Raw genomic sequence first — 21,893 nt, forward strand, 5'->3', positions numbered from 1 at the left:
ATTCTATTTGGGAAGAATTTTTTTCAGTTAGGGTTATTTAGTGTTTGCAACAATATGGGGTGTCTAAAGGCGGCTCTTCTTGGCTACCTTTTAAAATCACTTGACAAAGGTCTTCGACCATCCACTCAAAGCCTTGTTTGCCTTTTTCAATGCTGGCACGGCTTGGATAGCCCGTGACACCATTTTTGCTGGTATGGTTTACAGGATGAGCAAAGATTAGATTTTCAGTACGGTCAGGGTCATCAGCAACATCAAGCTTGTCAGCACGGAATAACTCTGGTGTACGAGCCATAATGACTGAGGTTTCGGCATCGTTTGCATGCCAGTCTTCTGCATCTGAAAAATGAAATTCTTTGACACGTGTGCTGATGCTGGCAGTATGGATAATACTCACCATCAAATCATCGTAACTTGCTCGTAGCATCTCGAGGGTGCAGCGTAGTGGGGCTGAATTCGTTACATGGGCATTAACAATAAATAAACGTCGAACACCACCAGCGTATGCCCAATCTCCAATTTGTTTGACAAATTCGATTAAAGTAATAGGTTGGATGGCAATTGTTCCTGGCCAATGTTTACTGTGCCCAATAGAACAACCATATGGCAGGGTAGGTAGCATAGGGACTTTAGTACGCTTAGAAACTTCCTTGCATACAATATCGGCGATAACACTATCTACACCACAGCCTAAATGTGGACCATGCTGTTCAGTTGCGCCTACAGGCAGGATCGCTGAATAATTCACAGCTTTTAAAACTTCAGGAATTTCTTCCCAGGTTAATTCAGACCAAAGCATTATAATCTCACGATATAAGGTAGGCCGTCATACGGCATTATTTTAGTAATACGAATATTTAAAAAAGTATTACTGATATTTATAATGCAACTACTATGCCATCATTTAAAATCAGTGAAATATATATATTTGATTTATTATTAAGTGTATTAATGGTGGTTCTTATGATTTTAAAATTTATTTTCTTATTAAATGGTGCACTTTATAAATAAAACCGCACGGCTTTGTTGCATAAAGGTTTGAAAGGCTGAGCTCCCCTAAGTGATCTAAATTTAAGTGACAACTTGGGTATGAGGGCGCCCTAATTCTGTGAATTTATTCAATACCGCTGTACGTGCATGGATCTCATTCACCTGACTCGGAAAGCTCCTTGCTGTTAATTTATCGCCTAATAATTTGATGCAATGCATCTTGGTTTCCACCAAACTTCGACGATGATAACCAGACCATTTTTTCCAAAGTGACCTTCCTAGCCGTTTGACGGTTTTCAATAACTCATTCCGCTCTATAGACCTCGCTTGCTGATCTTTCCAAGGCTTTGCATTCTTCCTGGGAGGAATCACCGCATGTGCATCTCGATCTAAAATGACTTGTCGGCAGTACTTTGTGTCATAAGCACCATCTGTATAGACAGAATCAATTTGCTCATCTAAGGGAATTTGGGCTAGTAAATCTTCGAGTACTTGTGAATCACTGACATTATTCGTTGTGAGCTGAACTGCACGTATTTCAAGAGTTTCAGCGTCTATAGCAATATGAAGCTTACGCCATTGGCGACGATATTCAGCCCCATGTTTCTTGCATTTCCATTCGCCTTCACCTAGAAACTTCAAGCCAGTAGAATCCACGAGTAGATGGAGACCATCACGACTTTTTTGATAGCTAATCGCAATATCAATATGCTTTTGTCTTCTACAAAGCGTAGTGTAATCAGGAGCTGTCCAATCTAATCCACAGAGTTTAATCAGGCTTTGAACAAAACCTGTCACCATACGTAAAGAGAGTCGAAATAGAGATTTGATCATTAAGCAGCATTGAATTGCTGTATCGGAGTAGGTTTGATTTCGACCTTGCTTGCCTTGTAATTGTGCATACCACTGAGTCTTTGGATCAAACCAAATGGAGATATTACCTCGGTTAATTAAAGCTTGATTATAGGATGACCAATTAGTTGTACGATAGATTTTAGGTGCAGGCTTCTTCATTCTGAAATTATATTGCTGAAGAAGCCTTCTAAGCTATGTTTGTGCAACAAAGCCAAACCGCACTATTAATAGTCAAAATAAAAAGACTAATATAAATTAGCCTTAAAATCTTATAATGTTAGTTTTATTTAATATTATTAAATTTAATAAAATGATAATTATGTAATAGATATTTCTATATCAATAGATATAAAAAAGCCATATTCCTCCTTATAACACCCGTTCTGCATGATGGAGCAGGTGATTCTGTTCCGCGCTCATCCACTGTGCTGCTTCTGCAGTCGTGGTAGTCGTGTGCTGAAACTCATATTCAGGTTGGTAGATATCAATCTCAAAAATCAGATCAATTGCACGGCCCTCAACTTCTACATGCTGGACCAGACGGGTTGCATCCAGAATTTCAAAATTGTTCAGGTCAAAGGCGTTGCCTGTTTCACCGATACGGGTGCTGTAGGTTTTGCTGAAGCCCTGAGTACCAATAGAGACTTCAAAGCTTTGTAATAGATTAAATGAAGTAGCATCGGCTGATTTGATATTTAGTTCTGCGACTTGAGATTGCACTTCCGGCAAGCGGGTCAGGGCATAAGCAATATGATCATCACAGATGATCAGACCGCCATCCATTTCCAGCTTTGCACCTGATTGGACATCTACCGCAGATTCTAGGCGTAGGCCTAAGAACAAGCCTTTCTTCACTTGCTGACGCCAATCTTCGACATAAACATTGCTCGGTGAAAATTCCAGAATACAGTTGCCGATCGCGTGCAGTTTTGCGGGTTCAGGCCATTGCACATGGTTCTGGTAATTGGCGTAGTCTTCTACTTCCCAGGACAAGAGCTGCATTGCATCATCCCATACTGTATTGCCAATCCAGCCCTGCCGTTCTGTCACTGGTGTGTCATTCTGACTTTTCAGCCGTAGATCTATAGTAAAGCTGCGTGACTGGAACCAGTACACAATGGTGTTTTGATCGGTCAGGCCATTAAAAAAACTGATGCTTTTCCTGCGAAATGCCCCGTATAAAAAGCTCGGAACAACTTCAGGTTGAGCAGTTGTCGGTGTTAAGGTTTTTATGGCTTCTAACAGGTTCATGATGCTGCCTCCGATTTTTCATTCAGACCAAAGGAAGACAGCGGAACGGCATTTTTCAGCACCAGCTCACCATCGGTAATTCGCTGTTTTAAATACTGGAACGTTTGTGCGGTCTGGTTAAACAGGTGTTCACCACCAATTAAAGGTTTATATTTGGAATCATTGGTTTGTACTACCGGTTCAATCACCGTGTCATAGTTGCAGGCACAGAACAGCGGGAAGGAATATCGTTCTTCAGAGACTTTTTTTACGCGGTGTTTGGTTGCCAGGTATTTGCCATTAGACAGGATTTCCATCATGTCTCCAATGTTCATCACCAGCGTATTTTCGATCAGTGGAATATCGATCCATTCACCAGCTTTGTTCAGCACCTGCAAACCTGGTGCGGTAGGCAGCAGCAGGGTAAAGCATTCATAGTCGGTATGTGCGCCGATGCCTTCGGCATCTTTGATATCAGGATTGTACGGATAATGAATCAGGCGCAATTGACTTGGTGCATCATTAATTTTATCGGCAAAGAAATCTTCTTTGACACCGAGAGCCAGGGCAAAAGCAGAAAAAATCTGTTCGCTAATGGTGCGCAAGTGACCGTAATATTGGCTGACAATGGTTTTAAAATTTGGATGATCAGGCCATAAGGTTGGGCCAAGCAATGGGTAGTCTGTTCTAGAACCCTGATAATCATAATTCACATCATAGGCTTCTTTGAGGTCATAACTGTTGCCCGCAAACTGTTCTTCACCAATTGGCACATAACCGCTATGGTTACTGGATTTGCCAATATAGTGCTGCATTTTTGTGTCCAGGTCCTGCTCGAAATAGGATTTGGCCAGTTCAACCATCGACTTGGCATAATCAAAGTTAAACTGATCCCCTTTAAGATAAAGGAATCCGACATCTTTACAGGCCTGGTCTAAAGCTGCCGCAACTTCAAGACAATCGGCCAGATGTGGGCTTTGCATTTTAGAAATATCGACGAGTGGGAGTACGTATTGGTCTTGCATTGCAATCACCTTATTGTTGGTCGTCCAACACAGCGACTAAAACCTTTGGGTCGTCCCAAAGGCTTGTTTTAAACAGATTATTTGCTCGTGCTGACTTTGGTCAAGCGTGGAATTTCTGGAAGATCGGCTAGTGCAGGATCCAGCTCATCCTCCTGTGCATGTACCAGATGATTGACGTGCTCACGCAGCTGTTTAAATTCCGGAGTCAACATCAGATCTGGATGGCGTGGACGTGGTAAATCCACTTCAATAATTTCCTTGATTTCACCTGGATTGGCTTTCAGCGCCACAATCCGGTCTGCCAGCAAGATGGCTTCATCCATATCGTGGGTCACGAAAATGATGGTAATGTCGATGTTTTGCCACAGATCCATCAGGTGACGCTGCATTTTCTGGCGCGTATGCGGATCCAGTGCACCAAAAGGTTCATCCATCAGCAACACTTTGGGTTCATTGACCAAGGCGCGGGCAATCGCCACACGTTGCTTCATTCCGCCTGAAAGTTGATGCGGATACTGATCCTGATATTTTTCCAGGCCAATGATGTTGATCCATTCACGTGCCTGCGCTTCGGCTGAGGCATTACTTTGGCCTTTCATTTTCGGGCCAAACATGACATTTTCTTTGACGGTTTTCCATGGGAACAGGGTATAGCCCTGAAACACCATGCCACGTTCCGGACTCGGACCGGTAATCGGCTGGCCATCGACCAGAATTTCACCACTGCTATAAGGGTCTAGCCCTGCCACTACACGGCTAAAGGTCGATTTACCACAACCGGAAGGACCAATCACACAGATAAACTCACGCTTATGAATTTTGAGATTCAGGGCATTTAAAACCGTACGTTCAGTTTTGCCATGACTGAATTTTTGTGTCAGCTGTTTCGCTTCCAGAATCACCGGACGGCTATAAATTTTGTCAAAGTATTCACGGGTATTAAATTCAGGGTTTTGCATTAATTTGCTCCCGGTTTCCATTTAAATAGGCGTTGTCCAAGTTTCATTAAAAGCACATCGCAAAGCAGACCAACCACCCCAATGATCAGGATCGCGGCAAAGACATTGTCAAAATTCTGGTAACGGGCTTGCTGGGTAATGAACCAAGTAATCCCCGAGGTACTGCCGATCAGTTCAGCCACGATCAGATAGGTCCATGCCCAGCCGAGCAGGACACGCAGATTGCGGTAAATTTCAGGGAGGGCCGCTGGAATGACCACATAAAACAGGCTTTTCATTTTATTGGTGCCTAAGGTAAAACCGGCTTCAATCAGGCTACGGTCCACCAGACGTGTGGTATTGGCAATAATCAGAATTTGCTGGAACAGGGTGCCAATCACAATGATGGCAATTTTCGGTGCATCATTGATCCCTAAAATAGCAACCGCAAGTGCACCAAAGGCCGGGGCAGGCAGATAGCGGAAAAATTCAACAAAAGGCTCGGTCAGCTGGGAAATTTTATGAGAGAAACCACATAAAATACCGAGTGGAATCCCGATCAGCGAAGAAATAAAGAAAGCACTAAAAACCAGTTTGATACTGTGCCACAGGCTTTCATGGAACCAGGGTGCATTGGCCTGTGCAGGTTCAGTGGTGAATGCTGTGACCAGGGCAATCGCCACTTCATGCGGGGCGGGCAGATAGATCGGATTCACCAGAATCCCTTGCGGTGGAGCCAGACCTTGATCTAGCGCAGACTGAGCGGCAGAGAAAAAGACGTCTTTATCAATCCGACTACCGACCTGTAAATAATTCACGCTGCCTGAATCAGCAATCTGGACTTGTGGATGCCAGATAAAAGGTAAATAGCTGACTGCACACCAAATCAAGACCGGTATTAAAAAAGACCCCAAGCCAAACAGGAGTTTATTTCTTTGACTGAGTTCACGTGCAACGTAACCCATAGTGTTGCCCCTCAATATTACAATTTTTATAAAACGTAATACTGATTAAGCAAAATGGGTGCCAAAATTTAAATCATTATTGTTTTAATAAAAAAATAGAGAGATTTTAAATTGTGAATAAGTACAAAGTATGACACAGATACATGTTATTAAGAATGAATCAGAAATTGATGGAATTTTGGATAAAATTGTTCTATTTATTGCAGAGCATACTGTTGATTGAGATTTTAAAGGGTAAGTTACAAATGAAGCTACAGAAATTACATGGCATTATTAATGTTGCAGATGTGATTTCTGCAACAGCTATGAATATTTTGAAGATGCTCTTATACCAGAACTTAGGAAGCGTGATTTGTTAAAAATAGAATATCGGCCAGGTTTGCGAAAAAAACTATATGGGCAAGGTGACCGTTTAAAGACTAACCAGCCGATTTCTAAACGTGAGTTAAGTCATTAAGAGAATGAACAATGAAAAATACTAACCCATTTAAACAGAAAATTCTAACTGTCATGATTGCATCTGCGGGGGCAGGAGGAGTATATGCTGATGAAGTACAGAATACCGATGAAAAAGATGAGGTGATCCATCTTGAAACCGTTGTAGTCAAAGCTGAGGAAAAATCGAGTTTCCAGGCAGCCAAGAAGTTTTTTAGAAAAAGTGCCGGGCGGCACCAATTTGATCAGTGCAGCGCAGCTGGAGAAAGGAAAGTCTGGCACTAATGAAGATGTATTGGCACTCCAGCCCGGAGTATATGCAAAATCTCCAGGCAATGAAGGTACAAAAGTATCTATACGTGGTTCCGGTATTAACCGTACACCGGGTGCTCATGCTTCAGGCGTGCATGTCCTTCTGGATGATATCCCTTTTACAGGGCCTGGTGGAACGCCTTATGAATTACTTGAACCATTATGGTTGAGCAGAGCTGAAGTATTTAGAGGAGCAAATGGCTTCGATAAAGGTTCTTTGGCTCTAGGTGGTGCAGTCAATTATGTGACTAAAACAGGGAAGGATGCTGAACGCTTGCAGCTCCGTTACGAAGCTGGCAGTCGAGGTTTCCAAAAGTATGCGCTTAGTTCCGGCCAAAAAATTGCCGATCTTGATTATTATGTTTCAATTAATGGTTCCACCTATAATGGATACCAAAAGCATGGTGAAGGAGATAGCAAAGGTATTGCAGCTAATGTTGGATATCAGATTAATCCAAATTTAGAAACTCGTTTTTATTTACGTTACCGTGAGACTGAACATCAGACACCAGGTCGTTTAACTAAACAGCAAATTAAAGATGACCCTAAGGCGGCAAATGCCTACAATCTGCAATATGATGCAAAACGCATTCAGCCGGGTAGTACTTGGTTGGCCAATAAAACAACATTAAATTTAGATAATGGCGGCACATTGCAAGCAACGTTGGCTTATCACAATTATCCTATGGATTTGCAAGAAAGTCCGTACCGTACAGATGTGAAATATAGTGATATCTCTGCAAGCCTGTCATATCTGCAATCTTATGATTTGTTCGGATTGAATAGTGTAGTAAAGGCATCAATTCGCAGCACTACACATCGCCCGGATTCAGGTGTCACAGAATCGCTTCGTTTCGATAGAAACAGTTATGATGCAGGAACGATTACCCGCAAATATACATATCGTGGTTCTGACAATGTGATTCAATTGAGCAATGAATCCGAAATTCAGCCAAATTTATGGTTCAGTGCAGGTGTGGCTGGCATTTACACCAAACGCGGCAGTGAAGTTTATTATCCAGTTACGAATGAAAAGTTAAGTGAAAGCAATTGGGATTTTGCACCAAGGTTTGGTCTGCGGTATGAGATTAATCCAGATCTTCAAGTTTACGGTAATATCAGCAAAAGTGTTGAACCGCCGCATCCATGGTCATTAATTTGGGGATCAAATAAATACTTCCCACAAGGTAGTGGTCCTGCTGCTGGTCGTATGCGTGCACCGATTCATTTAGATAATCAGGAAGCACAAACTTTCGAAATTGGTGGTCGTGGTGAAAGTACAATTGGGGGCTGGGATTTAAATTATTACTACTCTAAAGTCAAAAATGAGTTGTTGAGTGTTGAGATTTCTCCAATGCCGAATCCTATTATTGCCGAATCAAATGCAAGCCGTACCATTCATCAGGGGATAGAGGCAGGCCTGAACAGCTTATTGTTGAGTCAGGATGGCTTGGGTGATTTATCACTTCGCCAATCATATACTTACAGTGATTTTAAGTACAAAGATGATCCTGTATTCGGAAAAAATCAGCTTCCCGGGTTGCCTAAGCATTTTTATCAGGCGCAGCTTAGAATGGATTTCTACAATGGTATATTTGCCAGCCTGAATACAGAGCATGCATCTAAAGTGCCAGTTGATTATGCAAATTCATTTTATGCAGATGGTTACAATACTTGGGGCGTCAGTCTCGGCTACCAGCCTGAAAGCAAGAAATGGAATACATGGATTGACTTCAAAAATATTGGTGATAAACACTATGCTGCCACGGTTACACCAGGCTACAACGATAAGGGACTAGATGTGGCGCGCTCTACACCTGGCGAAGGCTTCTCTACGTATGCGGGTGCTTCTATCAACTTCTAGTTGAGTCCTGCCTCTCCATAATGGAAGGCAGGAAAAGTTAAATGATGAACTAAAGAATTGTAAGTAAAAGTATAAGTTAAAAATTCGTATCGCAAAGAGTTAAAGCCCTAAAACTACCTGATATGGTTTAAATCCCTCTAGTACAGCTTCGGCAATCAACTGAATAAAAGCTTCAGTTTTGCCATAAGCCATCCACTGATCAAGAGCTTCATAATAAGCCAAACGATTTTCGACTGTAATCACACAAGGCGGATAGCCAGCTTTTAATAATTCAAGATTCATCAAAAGACGTGATGTACGTCCATTGCCATCAATGAACGGATGAATACCCACAAAATCAGCATGTACTTTGGCTGCACGTTCAATTGGATGCAGCTTATGTGCTTCACTATTATACCAGTCTACTAATTGAGTCATCTTGTCATTTAGTAATGTGTAATCAGGTTGGGTAAATGTAGCACCTGAAATCAATACGTTTTGCTGGCGATAGTGGCCAGCATTGTCATCATCGATATTTTTTAAAATGAGTTGATGTATATTTCGAATCTGCCATTCAGAGAATGGTTCTTCTTTTCGAATAATATCTTCAACATAATAAATCGCATTTCTATGATTGATTGCTTCGAAGTGTTCGCGTAAGGCTTTGCCACCAACGGTTATGCCTTCTAAAACAACTTTTGTTTCAAGCAATGTAAGTGTATTGCCTTCAATTGCATTCGAGTGATATGTCCAACGGACAATAAGATCTTCTTGTAAATTTTTTACAATTGCAGGAGGAAGAGGACGATGCTGATCTAATTTTTTCTTTAAATCATCAATACTTTCAAACATGCCCTGAACCCTGAATCTTAATTAATTAATGATATATGAAAAACGGAGCATCTAAAAACGTAATGATATAACATATCATAAATAAGAAATTGAATATGATAGAATAATGAGATAGATCTAAATCATGTATGTGGGCAATAAAATCATAAGGCATTTGATGTCATACATCTGATTAAAGTTTTTACGGTATTTAATACGGTAAATAAAATCTTTAAGTATAAAAAGTTAAATACTATCAATAGTCTACTGATGGTTTCTGGTGCGCGCTGAGCGCACCAACTTGAATAAGAAACCGCTTTATAGCGGTTTTTTTGTGCCTGAAATTTCCCCAATCTTCTCCCTTTACCCCTCTTGAAATAAATCCGTCTATTATTTTTCAAGACTATCTGAATATGCTCTAATAGCGGCGATTATACGACCAACCGAATTTTCGTTATGACAGATCAACAACCTGCCTTGGCGCTACGTTATCAGCTCAATCTGGAAGAATCACAAGATGGTTTTGCGCTAGCAGCCTTTGGTAAAAAACAATTCACCCGTTTTATGACCCCGCTGATCAGCATCGGGATTATGCTGTGGGGTATTTATTTGGGATTCGCTGGAGTCGGGCGTTATTATGTTGCGCTCGGGGCATTCTTTCTGGTTTTACAGGCAGTGATGCGCTACTGGTTTTTACCGATGGTCTTCAAGCGCCAGTTTGTCAAATATCAGCTCGGGAAAAGTGAACAGGGGATTGAACTGTTCCAGGATCATGTTGAACTCTACGTCAATGGACGCAAACAGGTATTTGCTTATAGCGCCGTTCGCCATTTTGCTAGCAGCGACTTGACTTATATGATCGAGTTTAATAACCGTATGGTGGTGATTGTGCCAAAGCGTGCTTTTGCCAATGCAGCCGACAAGAGTTTATTTGAAAACACCTTTAAAAAATAAGGAAGATTGTGATGAGCATTCCATCAAAGATTGTCTGTGTTGGTCGCAGTTATGCGGATCATGCCAAAGAGTTGGGTAATGCTGTTCCTGACCGTCCAGTTCTTTTTATCAAGCCACCGAGTAGCTTGGTGAGTCTGGAACAGGGAATCGCATGGAATCGGGCTCTCGGGGATTGCCATTATGAGAGTGAGTTGTGCTTGCGTATAGATCAGCCATTAAAAGCAGAAACAGATCCATCTCAAGCCTTGCAGGCGGTGGGTGCGGTGACTTTGGGGCTGGATTTAACCTTGCGTGATCTACAAAATGAATTAAAAGCCAAAGGCCAGCCTTGGGAGCGTGCCAAAGCTTTTGATGGCTCATGTTTGCTCGGAAGCTGGGTGGAGGTAAGCGAAATCCAGGACTGGAAAGCAGTAAGTTATCAGTTACAGGTCAATGACGAAATCCGTCAAAAAGGTAATACAGCCTTACTGATTTTTGAGATTGGTGCTTTGATTGCAGAAATTAGTCAGAGTTTCTCTCTACAGCCGGGCGATGTGATTATGACTGGCACACCTGCTGGTGTTGCAGCATTGCATTCAGGCGATCAGTTGACCATGACCTTGAATGGCACAACGCAGGATTTTGTCTGGACGACCTTTGTAAAATAATTTTTTATCGTATGACCTAGGATCACCCGCTGGTCCTAGGCTCGAAATTATTTTTGTTCAAAAATACGTGCGAGTGGAATAGACAGCTTTGCTGCCAGATAATCATCTGTTTCGATCAGAGCCGGGCCGATCCGGCAGATCCATCTGTCATCCGTATGCAAATTGCCGATATCCTTGCGTAAAGGCAGCGGATACGGCAGGGCACTATAAAAACTCCAGAAATCGACCTGAGCCAGATTGCGAACCAAAACATATTCGTCATTATCGGTACGCTTGATCAGATTTTGCTGTTCCAGCATCAGCACATAAGTGGGCCAGTGCCCCATCTCACCGCGACCCAGAATATTTAGGGCTTCTTCATCACTGACACTCGCACCGATCTGCTGTTTGCGATAGAACAGTTCCAAAATATCCAACAGCATGAGCACTGGATGTCGTAATCTTTCTTTGCTGGTATGAAAGGCCGTGAGTGCATAGCTGATTTCGACGCCGAGCAGGACGATATTCCACGACAGATAAATCCAGAGCAGGAAAATCGGCACGGCAGCAAAGGCACCATAGACAATTTCATAGCTGGTAAAATTGGCCATGACCCAGCTAAACAGATTCTTTAACAGCTCAAATACCACAGCACTGAATAGACCTGCAACTGCTGCGGCTGAGATCGGGACACTGCGGTTAGGAATGGTCCAGTACAGAATAAAAAAACCGATGACCGTGAGAGCAAATGAAATGATCCATAAGATAAATGCTCCATCCACTTCATAACCTGCAAAATTATTGCTCAGGATATTCATGGAAGCGACGGTAGAGGAAAGCGCAAAGGCACTTCCTAAGACAATCGGTCCTAAGGAAATAATGGTCCAGTAACGCATGAAACCCATAATCCCACCGCGGGTTTCTTTGACCCGCCAGATGCGATTAAAAGCACCTTCTACACTGATCAGCATCAGTACCGTCGTGATAAACAGAAACAGCACCCCGATGGCGGTCAAATTGCTGGATTTTTCTGTAAATGCATTCAGTGCCTTATCAAAGGCGATGGTACTTTTGGGTAGGAAATGGCTATAGATTAATTGTTGTAATTGTTGCCGTGCCGGTTCTAAGGCCTTAATTGAAGAAATGATCACCAAGAATACCGTGAGCATCGGCACTACAGCAAACAACGTGGTGTAGGTTAAAGAGCCTGCCTGTTCCCGGCAGCGATCTGCTTCAAAACGACGAATAACAAAGACCACAAACTGAAACCAGGTTTCTTGATAAAAAGGCAGTTTCTTTAATAAATGCATCATCGGCACGGATCTCAATTTTTTGATGTTCTTGCGGTGATTTATTATTAGCTTAGCCAAAAAGTAAGAGAAATACCGTATAGTTTTTCTTTTTAACCAAATTTTTTAAATAATATGCAAGCATATGTCCTTGTGCTGTACTACAGCAAATATGGTTCTACCCGGGAAATGGCGCATCTCATCGCAAATGGCGTGGAGGCGGCGGGTGTCTCGGTAAAAATCCGTACAGTGCCTCATGTTTTCCCTTCAATCAAGGAAGCAGAACCAAGTATCCCAGAGCAAGGGGATATTTATTGTACTTTGGATGATCTAGCCAATTGTGCAGGTTTGGCGCTCGGTTCACCAACACGCTTCGGCAATATGGCGGCAGAAATGAAATATTTCTGGGATCAGACGACTAGCCTCTGGCTGAATGGTGCACTGCATAATAAACCGGCCTGCGTTTTTACGTCCTCTGGGGCTATGCATGGTGGTCAGGAAATGACTTTGTTTAGTATGTTACCGCCTTTGTTCCATCACGGCATGTTTATCATGGGTTTACCGAATGCCCATCCAGCGCTATCAAATACGCAAAGTGGGGGAACGCCGTATGGGGCTAGTCACGTCAGCGGGCCACGTCATGAGCTTAGCCTGAGTCAGGATGAAAAAGCTCTTTGTGAAGCACAAGGCAAGCGCTTGGGTGAGTTAGTGAAAAAACTGTCCAGCTAGAAACAACCAAAGAGCACCTTAAGGTGCTCTTTGATTAATATTCCAAGACATTTGAGATGTGTCGAAAGACAGAAGTTTGTTACGTCAGTTTATTGGGTTGCGCCTTTGTAGCCTGTCAAGAGTAAGCCATAAGAGCTGTTACCATCCTGATGGCTGACTTTTACTGGTAAGTAGTCGAGTTTAGGTGCAAGCCAGAAGATCGTATTGCGTTCTGGTTTCTTGTGTTGAATTTTGACTTTCACTGTTTCAAAAGTACCATAACTGGTTTTCACCGTTTCATTCCCTTGTTTAATAAAACGGCGTGCTTCAACTTCTTTGGCATCTGCAATTGGATAAGCTGATTTTAGACCTGAAGCTTTAAGATCTTCACGAATTTGCAGCTCAGCGTTCAATTCATCGAGTACCCCTGATGTCCAGCTGAAACTTCGTGCCTTGTCATCTTTGCGTGTACTGATGATTTTTCTGGCTGGGTCGAAATCAATTGTCAAGGTATTGTTATGAATCAACACCTTGCTGCTGCGTTTGAAGTCGTTGGAAATGATCTTGCCATTGTTAAAGCTAAAACGGCTGCTTTCAGTCGCTGAGGCAAGCCCCCCCGCTCTGGCACTAAAAACATAATTCCACTGATTGCCACTTTTGCTGAGCGTACGCGTGGCGGAACCCAGGTTTTTACCATTATAAGAAAACTGATAACTGGCCTGGAATGGACTCATGGCGAGTGCGTGGCCCGTCATGCTGGTTAACAAGACAGTAGTCGTAAATCCCAACACCAGACGCATGTTTTTAACAAGTGAAATCGCCATTAGTGGATCAGTCCTAAGTAAAGAAATGTTTGAAATAATTGTAACGCGTGGCTGTGCTTTAAAGCATGGAGAAATCCACATAATCATGTGAAAACTGTATAAATCCTGTAGAGCCACGCAAGTCTTTTATTTTTGCTGAATCGGAGACACTTGACTATCTCGGAGATCAAAGGAATCCGTGTCAGAAGCCATATTACTCATTTTGTTGAGGAGGGCAGCCAGATTTACATTTCCCAGAATAACTAACTCTGTTTCGCGTAATCGGGCATGGTTAATATGTACCTTGCCTAAGGTTTCGATCACAGAGCGGCTTTTTCCCATCCAGCGATTCAAATCCAGATATAACAACTCATCCTGAACCCGTACGATCTGGTATTTTTCCAGAATTTTCCCCAAGGGATCTTCTTTTAAGATTTTCTGATAAAAGGAAATCGCTGCATAAAAACCTATTTTCTGGAACCAGTTTTTAAAGCGTGCTTCCACAACTTGAGTTTCACTGATCTGTTCAAAGACGACCAGTTGGACACGTTGGTTGAGTTCCATTTGGATCAGCTTTAAGTCTACGGACAGTGTGGTATGTAGACCTTTGACTTCAAGCGTTGCATACAGTCTTAACCAGTCTTCATGCAAATCTGCATGTAAGTCTTGTAAAATTCTGACGTTATCCGTGACGTAGCGCTTAAAGGTGGCATTCAGGAAGACTTGCGATAAAGCAAACTCGCGCTCCTCTTCAATAAATTCTTCCGCCCGTTGATACACTTGGCGAAGACGTTTAGAGAAATTGGAAATCAGCGTTTGCATATACAGGAGCTTCCAGGAAAACAGATCGATTTAAATATGAGTGCCCATCTTGGCGAATGCAAAAAAAAAATCAAGTATTCTTCCGGATGGATTGTGCATGACATCACATTTTGCTGTGGATTCTTTGATGCCGTAGAGAAACTGCCGAAATACAATGCTATTCAGAGAGGGCATATATTTTTTATTATACTGTTTTCGCAATTTGGGGATGGACATTTTTTGTCAGCAGAATGCCATGGTAAAAAAAGCATTGTTTAAATCCAGTTTCACTGCATTTTGGTGGAAAGACCCCATATTTGTCGGTGCCGTGACATTTGCTGTGATTTTGCATGCCCTGATCTTGGCCATTCAATTTGCAATGCCTGAACCGTCAGAGGCGGCGAGCAAGGATATTGCGATCACGTTGCGTCCAAGTGCGGATACAGTTCAGGAGGCCGATTTCCTTGCCCAAGCGGATCAGCAGGGCGCGGGAAAATTTCAAGAAGTTCATCGCATGTCGAGTGATATGCCTGTGCCAATGCAGGATCAGACCAATGGTGAGCAGCCTAACGAAACTTTAGAATCAATGCAGCAACAACGTGAGCTTAAATTCGAGGAAAAAGTGCTCATGACAGTGTTGAGCTGGCAAAAACAGGCCGAAGAAAAGCAGCGTAAAAAAGCCCTCGAAGAGTTACAAAGTCAGTTCCAGGCGAAAGCAGCCATGGTGGCGAGTTTGGAAGCGCAGTATTTACAACGACAGCAGAATTTTAGTCGACAGCAAAAAATTAAAACCGTCGATGGTATTCAGGCGAAACAGGATGCTTCAGCGGCCTATCTCGACAAGTTTCGACAAAAGGTGGAGTTGTATGGCAACCGCTATTATCCGGAACAAGCCAAACAGCAGCGCTTATCTGGTGAAGTCCGTTTGATGGTGGCTCTCAATTCACAAGGTGGAATCCGTGCGATCACTCTGCTGGAAAGTTCAGGTCATCCTATTCTGGATGAAGCAGCAAAAGCTTCTGTGCGTAAGGGTGCACCTTTTGGACGTTTTGATGCCAACATGCGCGAGATTTCCGAGCTGAGAATTATCCGGACCTGGCGTTTTGATCCTGCAGAAGCAGAATTTGAAGTTCATTAATTCATTCTTTTCTTGATCATAAAAAAGCGAGCTCCAGGCTCGCTTTTTTGATGTTTATTCATCGCGTTCAGTATAGGGATTACTGAAGCCTAATTTGGCCATAATCTCGATTTCTAACGCTTCCATTTCTTCAGCATCGGCTTCTGAACTTTCATGATCATAACCGAGTAAATGCAAGGTACCATGCACCAGCATATGGGTGAAATGATCGAGCGGCTTTTTCGCCTGTTCCTCTGCTTCACGCAGAACAACCGGGATGCAGATCACCAGGTCACCGAGCGGTAAAGCTTCCAGCATAGGAAGCACTTCCTCCGGAACTTCACTAGGGAAAGATAAGACGTTGGTTGGTTTGTCTTTTTCACGGTATTGCTGGTTGAGCTGCTGGCTTTCAGCAAGATCAACACAGGCAATGCCCATTTCACAATCACTGTCCATGTGTACATGACGCAAGGTGGTTTCCAGGACTTTTTTCAGGGCACCACGTTTTACTTCCAGAGCAGGACTTTTAAAGTCCTGCTGTAAAGACAGACTCAGTTTCAAAAATACACCTTTTTATTCGTTATGCTGCTGGTCTGCAGCAGCATTATGTTCAGCCATTAAGGCTTCTTGACGGGCCTTACGTTCGGCACGTGCTTCAGCACTTAAACGCTGCTGTTCACTATCCCAGCCTTCATAGGCCTCGACAATTTTCTGCACTAACTGGTGACGTACGACATCACGCGAGTGGAAGCGGGTAATGTGAATTTCCTTGATCGGCTCCAATACGCGTAAGGCGTGTGCCAAACCAGATTGCTGGCCACGCGGCAAGTCGACCTGGGTAATATCCCCGGTAATGACAGCACGTGAACCAAAGCCTAAACGGGTGAGGAACATTTTCATCTGTTCGGGCGTGGTATTTTGTGCTTCATCCAGAATCACAAAAGAGTGGTTCAAGGTACGACCACGCATATAGGCAAGAGGAGCAACTTCAATGATTTGGCGTTCAATCATTTTGGCGACTTTTTCAAAGCCGAGCATCTCATACAGCGCATCATACAGCGGACGCAGATAAGGGTCGATCTTCTGGGTCAGGTCACCCGGCAGGAAGCCAAGTTTTTCACCGGCTTCGACAGCAGGACGAACCAATAGAATGCGCTGAATTTCATTACGCTCCAGCATATCGACGGCTGCGGCAACGGCCAGATAGGTTTTCCCTGTTCCTGCCGGACCAATACCAAAGGAAATATCGCTTTGCAGGATACGCTGGACATAACGTTTCTGGTTGGCACCACGCGGGTTAATCCGTCCTTTACGGGTCTGCAGCCAGACATTATCCAGACCAGTATGTTCCTGATCTGGATCGTCCAACAGTTCGCGTTCAGTCTGACTGCCCTGAATCATGAGGTGCAACTGATCGGCTGTGATTTGTCGAGGAGGTTCGGATTCCTCGAACAGCCGATGCAACAAGGCTTCGGCACGTTCTACTGCATCAATATCGCCATCGATAAAAAAGGCGTCTCCACGTTGGGTAATCTGAACATTTAAACGCTGTTCGATCTGTTTCAGATGGCCGTTATAAGCACCCAACATGCTTTGTAAACGATCCATCGAAATCCCGGTAAAAGTTACTGTACGTCGAATCGCTGCAGTCAAGAGAAATCCTTATGAAGTTAGCTTGTCGCCTTACATTACGCCACGTCTGGCTCTAGATTCAAGAGTTCTCCGTAAACTAAATTTAGCGTTTTAATTTCGGTAATCTCGATCTCGGCAAAACGTCCAATCCAAGCAGCGTCCCCAATAAAAGTTACTAAACGGGTGTTGTCTGCAGTGCCGACGAGCAAATTCGGATCTTTTTCTGAAACGTTCTCGACGAGGACACGCTGGATGGTGCCGAGCATGGCATCTGTTTTATCAATGCTGGATTGCTTGATGACCTGCTGAACTTGAGCCAAACGTTCTTTTTTCACTTCTTCTGGCGTGTCATCTGGTAATTCTGCAGCAGGGGTGCCAGGACGCTTTGAGTAGACGAAGCTATAAGAGTGGTCAAAATCCAAGTCTCTAATAAACTGTAAGGTTTCAGCAAAGTGCTCATCCGTTTCACCCGGGAAACCGATAATGAAATCACTTGATAAATGCATATCTGGGCGTACTTGACGCAGTTTAGCAATCTTGTCGATATACACATCAATGGTATGGTTGCGCTTCATTGCCTGTAACACGGCATTCGAGCCGCTTTGTACAGGTAAGTGCAGATGTGACACCATCTGTGGCAAGTCACGGTAGCACTGGATCAGCTCATCAGAGAATTCGAGCGGGTGCGAGGTGGTGTAGCGAATTCGACCGATACCCGGAATTTCTGCAACTAAACGTAACAATTCAGGGAAGGTGCAAATGCTGCCTTCAAAGGTTTCACCACGATAGCCATTGACGTTTTGACCTAACAGGCTGACTTCACGTACGCCTTTTTCAGCCAAGGTTGCGATCTCTGCGAGAACATCATCAAGTGGACGTGAGACCTCTTCACCCCGTGTATAAGGTACAACACAGAATGAACAATATTTGGAACAGCCTTCCATAATTGAAACAAAGGCCTTATAACCTTCGACACGAGGTTCTGGCAGAAAGTCAAATTTTTCAATATCCGGGAAGGAAATATCAACGAGTTTGATTTTTTCTTTTTTCGGTAATTCAACCTGCTCTTGGTGTTGATCCAGCATCTGTGGTAAACGGTGCAGGGTTTGTGGGCCAAAAACCATATCGACATAAGGCGCGCGTTTCTGGATATTGTCGCCTTCTTGTGAGGCCACGCAACCACCGACGCCAATAATCAGCTCCGGATTTTTTTCTTTCAGTTTGCGCCAGCGACCGAGTTCGCTGAATACTTTTTCCTGTGCTTTCTCACGAATGGAACAGGTGTTCATCAGCAGAATATCGGCATCACTTGGATCCGTGGTTAATACATAACCATGAGAGTCGCCAAGCAGATCCGCCATACGGTGACTGTCATACTCATTCATCTGACACCCTTGCGTCTCAATGTACAGTTTTTTGACTGTGCCTTGAGAAGAAGTGTGCGCAGGCTGGTGGACAGTGTTTTCTGAGGCAGCGTTGGCAGCAGTGGGGATGAAGGTTTGAACCGTCATGTAGGCTCCTAAAACGGATAAACATGGCAATGCCGAGACACGTCCATGGGAGGGATCAAAAAATGAGAGCGCTATTTTAGCAGCATTTAGCGTTAAACTTATAAAAATCTGTCCGGCTTAGCATGTTGATTTTTTAATAAAAAATATTTGAAAATTAATCCCTTTTAGTCATAAGGTTACATAAGACAACAATACTGTTGTTTTGGAATAACTAAAATATCCATCAAGGGTGGATAGGTAGCAGGCAGAGGGCGGCATGAGGTTCAATAAAATCAGTGATTTATTCCTTCGTACGAAGAAGGTTAATCACCCGGTGCTGATGGCTGTCTGTACTTTAGTCATCGCCGGTCAAACCGCTCACGCGGCTGAACAACAGTTTAACGATGCTTTACGTGCAGCCAGTAATGCTGATCTGGCTCTGCTGGATGAGTATCAGCTCGCAATGCAAAATGATGTATTGGGCTATTATCCCGAATACTGGAAACTGAACAGTAACCTTGCCTTCCAGCCTGCTACAAATATTGTTTCTTTTGCCCAGCGCTACCCGCAATCTGCCATGGCTGAAAAACTGGCTGCTGACTATGTAGAAGAAAAAGTTAAACAAGCGGATTTTACTAGTGCACAGCCAGTCTTGAGCTATGTCACCAATCCAGACCAGGCGGAAAGCTGTGCAGTGGCACAGGTCCGTGCCAAATCAGGTGATGCCTTGGTTTTTGCTGAATACAAAGATATCTGGCTAAAGACCGATAGCCAACCGGAATCCTGTACCGGTCTCGGACGTATGATGCTATCGAGTCCATTACTCACGGCTCAGGATCGACAACAACGTCTTTGGGGACAACTGCGTGCTGGACAGAGTGGTCAGGCGATTGCAACAGCACAAACCATTGGAATGAACCTCTCACTGGCACAATTCAACCAGATCCAGCTCGACCCACAGAATTATCTCTGGTCAGCCAGTAAAAAGACCGCAGAGGACTATGCTTATCTGATTTTTGCGTTAGGTCGTCTGGCAGACAGTGACCTGAATACGGCCTTGGCTGCTGTTCCGCGTGCTGCCCAGGATACGCCAGTTGAAATCCAGAAATATTTATACCGTACGGTCGCCTATATCGGGGGAACTACGGTCATGAAAAATAATTTTAACCGTGCCGTGTTAAATGCCTTTGATGCCAGCTATGGTTTGGTCTTTAGTCCTGAAGAGGCGGAAATCTATGCACGTCAAGCCATCCGTTTTAGTGCTTGGGAAGGCCTGATTCGTGCCATTAATGCGATGAGTGTAAATCAGCGGCAGGAAGACCGTTGGCAATACTGGTTGGCCCGAGCATCCGAACAACGTGGAGATGCGAATGCAAAACGTGTTGCGCAAGAGATTTATCAGCGCCTGGCTCAGGGAGATGATTACCATAACCTGTTGGCTAAAGACAAAATCGGTCAGCGCTATAACAGTATTCCTACCGATGACCAGCCGAGTCGGCGTGATCTGCAGCGCTTAGCACAAGATATTCATTTTAACCGTGCCTTCACTTTGCGCAGCATCAATGCACCAGATAGTTATATTAACCGGGAGTGGAACTGGGCGGTACGCCAGGCTTATCTCAAGCATGATGATGGCTTATTGTTAGCTGCAGCAAAACAGGCAACGGACATGGGATGGTACGACCGGGCCATTTATGCAGCGGATCGTACTGTCAACAAACCCAGTTATAACTATCGTTATTTGATGCCACACCGCGATACTGTAGTGAACCATAGCCGCAATACCAACCTAGATCCTGCTTGGGCTTACGGCTTGATGCGTCAGGAAAGCCGCTTTGTGACCAGTGCCCGATCTCATGTGGGCGCCGGTGGCTTAATGCAAATTATGCCTGACACTGCAAAGCTGGTTGCACGGCAAATGGGCGAAACCTACACACCTGCGGCCTTAAGTGACCTGAATACCAATATCCGTTATGGCACTTTCTATCTGTCGATGATTCATAATCAGCTGAATGCCAATCCCGTACTAGCGACAGCTGGTTATAATGCAGGACCGAACCGCGCACGCCGTTGGCAATCAGAAGTGCAACCACTTTCTGCAGATCAATATACGGAAACCATTCCTTTGCTCGAGACACGGGACTATGTCAAGCACGTGATGACCAACGCTACGCATTACGGCATTTTGTTGGGGCAGGGAGCACAATCTATCGGTCAGCGCATGCAGGTGATTCCGATGCGGATGACGCCATAATTATTGTCACGGTTGCGATTGATGTCTTGGGTTGAGATGAAAAATAAAAGCACCACGCAGACTAGCTTGATTTTTCTCGGTTCTCTTGTGGGGAGTGGACTGGCATTATGCTTGGGTTCGAATGTGCAGGCTGCACCATTGCAAGGCTATGTGATGCAGGTGCAAATGACGCCTGCAGTTTGTGCTTTGGATCCCGCACGTAAAAAACAGCGCAAGTGTCTGGAGGGTTATTCTCTTACTATTACAGGTTTGTTGCCTGAAACTTCCGAAAAAGACTGTGCGACCCGTTCATCCGCAAATTTGTCACCCTTACAGGCTAAAGTTGTTGCACGGGTAATGCCGGATGAAAACGCCCGGGTTCAGTTATGGCGTAGTATTGGTGGATGTATTCCGATGAATGCAAGCCAATATTTCCGTACCATCATCAATCTGGCTGAGCGTTTAAAAGTTCCAGCAGAATTAAGCAGTGCTGAGACGCGAAGTATGTCTGCTACACGCTTAAAACAACAATTTTTACGTTTGAATTCAGGTTTACCCGCCGGGGCGTTACGTTTTAATTGCCAATCTAGCGGGGGGAATGCTGTACTCACCAATATTCAGGTTTGCTATACAGTTGGTGGTCAGTATAAACAATGCTCAACTCAGCTGACTTCCAGCTGTCCGGCCAGCTTCCTGATTAAAGGTATTTATTAAGCCTTTTTCCAATTTTCATTTATATTTTCTATCAGACTTTTGTTGAAATACATGTGCTTTTGGGTGCAGGCAGTCAAGCTTTGGAGTACAATCTTTCGCGTTTAT

At 43.8% G+C, this 21,893-nt stretch carries 21 protein-coding genes; 8 read left to right on the forward strand and 13 right to left on the reverse strand.

The genetic code is table 11. From position 1 onward, the window contains the following. Positions 1–37: 37 nt before the first annotated feature. From PAE54_RS09375 to PAE54_RS09400, 6 genes are all read right to left on the reverse strand, one after another. A complete protein-coding gene (locus tag PAE54_RS09375) occupies positions 38–796 on the reverse strand; it encodes a creatininase family protein (RefSeq protein ID WP_326519240.1) in 759 nt (252 codons plus the stop codon). Between the two features lie 272 nt (positions 797–1,068). After that, the gene (locus PAE54_RS09380; RefSeq protein ID WP_261181941.1) at positions 1,069–2,001 is read right to left on the reverse strand and encodes an IS5 family transposase; all 933 of its coding nucleotides are present in this window, start codon (positions 1,999–2,001) and stop codon (positions 1,069–1,071) included. Positions 2,002–2,211: 210 nt separating this feature from the next. Next, positions 2,212–3,093, reverse strand: a complete 882-nt coding sequence (locus tag PAE54_RS09385) for a hypothetical protein (protein WP_180137885.1) — start codon at positions 3,091–3,093, stop codon at positions 2,212–2,214. After that, complete coding sequence (locus PAE54_RS09390; RefSeq protein WP_326519241.1) at positions 3,090–4,097, reverse strand: isopenicillin N synthase family dioxygenase; 1,008 nt, start codon at positions 4,095–4,097, stop codon at positions 3,090–3,092. The genes PAE54_RS09385 and PAE54_RS09390 overlap by 4 nt, the downstream gene beginning before the upstream one ends. Positions 4,098–4,174: 77 nt before the next feature. Next, on the reverse strand, positions 4,175–5,056 hold the full coding sequence (locus tag PAE54_RS09395; protein WP_326519242.1) for an ABC transporter ATP-binding protein: 882 nt from the start codon (positions 5,054–5,056) through the stop codon (positions 4,175–4,177). After that, positions 5,056–6,000, reverse strand: a complete 945-nt coding sequence (locus PAE54_RS09400) for an ABC transporter permease (protein ID WP_326519243.1) — start codon at positions 5,998–6,000, stop codon at positions 5,056–5,058. The genes PAE54_RS09395 and PAE54_RS09400 overlap by 1 nt, the downstream gene beginning before the upstream one ends. A 468-nt stretch (positions 6,001–6,468) precedes the next feature. Between PAE54_RS09400 and PAE54_RS09405 the strand changes: the two genes are divergently transcribed. After that, positions 6,469–6,720: a hypothetical protein gene (locus PAE54_RS09405; protein ID WP_326519244.1), complete on the forward strand. Its 252-nt coding sequence runs from the start codon at positions 6,469–6,471 to the stop codon at positions 6,718–6,720. Next, positions 6,677–8,611, forward strand: a complete 1,935-nt coding sequence (locus PAE54_RS09410) for a TonB-dependent receptor family protein (RefSeq protein WP_326519245.1) — start codon at positions 6,677–6,679, stop codon at positions 8,609–8,611. The genes PAE54_RS09405 and PAE54_RS09410 overlap by 44 nt, the downstream gene beginning before the upstream one ends. A 99-nt stretch (positions 8,612–8,710) precedes the next feature. Here PAE54_RS09410 and PAE54_RS09415 read toward each other — a convergent pair whose 3' ends face one another. Further along, positions 8,711–9,442 carry a Fic family protein gene (locus PAE54_RS09415; protein WP_326519246.1) on the reverse strand — a complete coding sequence of 244 codons (732 nt, stop codon included), beginning with the start codon at positions 9,440–9,442 and terminating at the stop codon, positions 8,711–8,713. 435 nt (positions 9,443–9,877) lie between these two features. Here PAE54_RS09415 and PAE54_RS09420 point away from each other — a divergent pair, with 435 nt between their 5' ends. Both PAE54_RS09420 and PAE54_RS09425 read left to right on the forward strand, forming a co-directional pair. Further along, on the forward strand, positions 9,878–10,375 hold the full coding sequence (locus PAE54_RS09420) for a YcxB family protein (RefSeq protein ID WP_326519247.1): 498 nt from the start codon (positions 9,878–9,880) through the stop codon (positions 10,373–10,375). Positions 10,376–10,383: 8 nt separating this feature from the next. Continuing rightward, complete coding sequence (locus PAE54_RS09425) at positions 10,384–11,022, forward strand: fumarylacetoacetate hydrolase family protein (RefSeq protein ID WP_326519248.1); 639 nt, start codon at positions 10,384–10,386, stop codon at positions 11,020–11,022. Between the two features lie 47 nt (positions 11,023–11,069). Here the strand turns inward: PAE54_RS09425 and PAE54_RS09430 are convergent, their stop codons facing one another. Then, positions 11,070–12,314: a YihY family inner membrane protein gene (locus PAE54_RS09430; RefSeq protein WP_326519249.1), complete on the reverse strand. Its 1,245-nt coding sequence runs from the start codon at positions 12,312–12,314 to the stop codon at positions 11,070–11,072. 111 nt (positions 12,315–12,425) lie between these two features. Between PAE54_RS09430 and wrbA the strand changes: the two genes are divergently transcribed. Beyond that, positions 12,426–13,019, forward strand: coding sequence for an NAD(P)H:quinone oxidoreductase (gene wrbA / locus PAE54_RS09435; RefSeq protein WP_326519250.1), 594 nt, complete (start codon positions 12,426–12,428; stop codon positions 13,017–13,019). A gap of 89 nt (positions 13,020–13,108) precedes the next feature. Here wrbA and PAE54_RS09440 read toward each other — a convergent pair whose 3' ends face one another. Further along, positions 13,109–13,822: a DUF3108 domain-containing protein gene (locus PAE54_RS09440; protein WP_326519251.1), complete on the reverse strand. Its 714-nt coding sequence runs from the start codon at positions 13,820–13,822 to the stop codon at positions 13,109–13,111. Positions 13,823–13,948: 126 nt separating this feature from the next. Next, entirely contained in the window at positions 13,949–14,623 is a 675-nt protein-coding gene (locus PAE54_RS09445; protein ID WP_326519252.1) for a hypothetical protein, read from the reverse strand. A 235-nt stretch (positions 14,624–14,858) separates the two neighbouring features. Between PAE54_RS09445 and PAE54_RS09450 the strand changes: the two genes are divergently transcribed. Next, positions 14,859–15,740, forward strand: a complete 882-nt coding sequence (locus PAE54_RS09450; RefSeq protein WP_326519253.1) for an energy transducer TonB — start codon at positions 14,859–14,861, stop codon at positions 15,738–15,740. Positions 15,741–15,794: 54 nt separating this feature from the next. Here the strand turns inward: PAE54_RS09450 and ybeY are convergent, their stop codons facing one another. The 3 genes from ybeY to miaB are packed head-to-tail and all read right to left on the reverse strand — an operon-like array spanning position 15,795 to position 18,862. Beyond that, the gene (gene ybeY / locus PAE54_RS09455) at positions 15,795–16,280 is read right to left on the reverse strand and encodes an rRNA maturation RNase YbeY (RefSeq protein WP_326519254.1); all 486 of its coding nucleotides are present in this window, start codon (positions 16,278–16,280) and stop codon (positions 15,795–15,797) included. Between the two features lie 12 nt (positions 16,281–16,292). Then, positions 16,293–17,372, reverse strand: coding sequence for a PhoH family protein (locus PAE54_RS09460; RefSeq protein WP_273778419.1), 1,080 nt, complete (start codon positions 17,370–17,372; stop codon positions 16,293–16,295). A 35-nt stretch (positions 17,373–17,407) separates the two neighbouring features. Beyond that, positions 17,408–18,862, reverse strand: coding sequence for a tRNA (N6-isopentenyl adenosine(37)-C2)-methylthiotransferase MiaB (miaB, locus tag PAE54_RS09465; RefSeq protein WP_326519255.1), 1,455 nt, complete (start codon positions 18,860–18,862; stop codon positions 17,408–17,410). 319 nt (positions 18,863–19,181) lie between these two features. Here miaB and PAE54_RS09470 point away from each other — a divergent pair, with 319 nt between their 5' ends. After that, entirely contained in the window at positions 19,182–21,095 is a 1,914-nt protein-coding gene (locus PAE54_RS09470) for a lytic transglycosylase domain-containing protein (RefSeq protein ID WP_326519262.1), read from the forward strand. A 36-nt stretch (positions 21,096–21,131) separates the two neighbouring features. Further along, entirely contained in the window at positions 21,132–21,788 is a 657-nt protein-coding gene (locus PAE54_RS09475) for a ribonuclease T2 family protein (RefSeq protein WP_326519256.1), read from the forward strand. Positions 21,789–21,893: the final 105 nt, after the last annotated feature.

The sequence above is a fragment of the Acinetobacter minutum genome, from assembly GCF_035916735.1.
In the GTDB taxonomy this organism is placed as follows: Bacteria; Pseudomonadota; Gammaproteobacteria; order Pseudomonadales; family Moraxellaceae; genus Acinetobacter.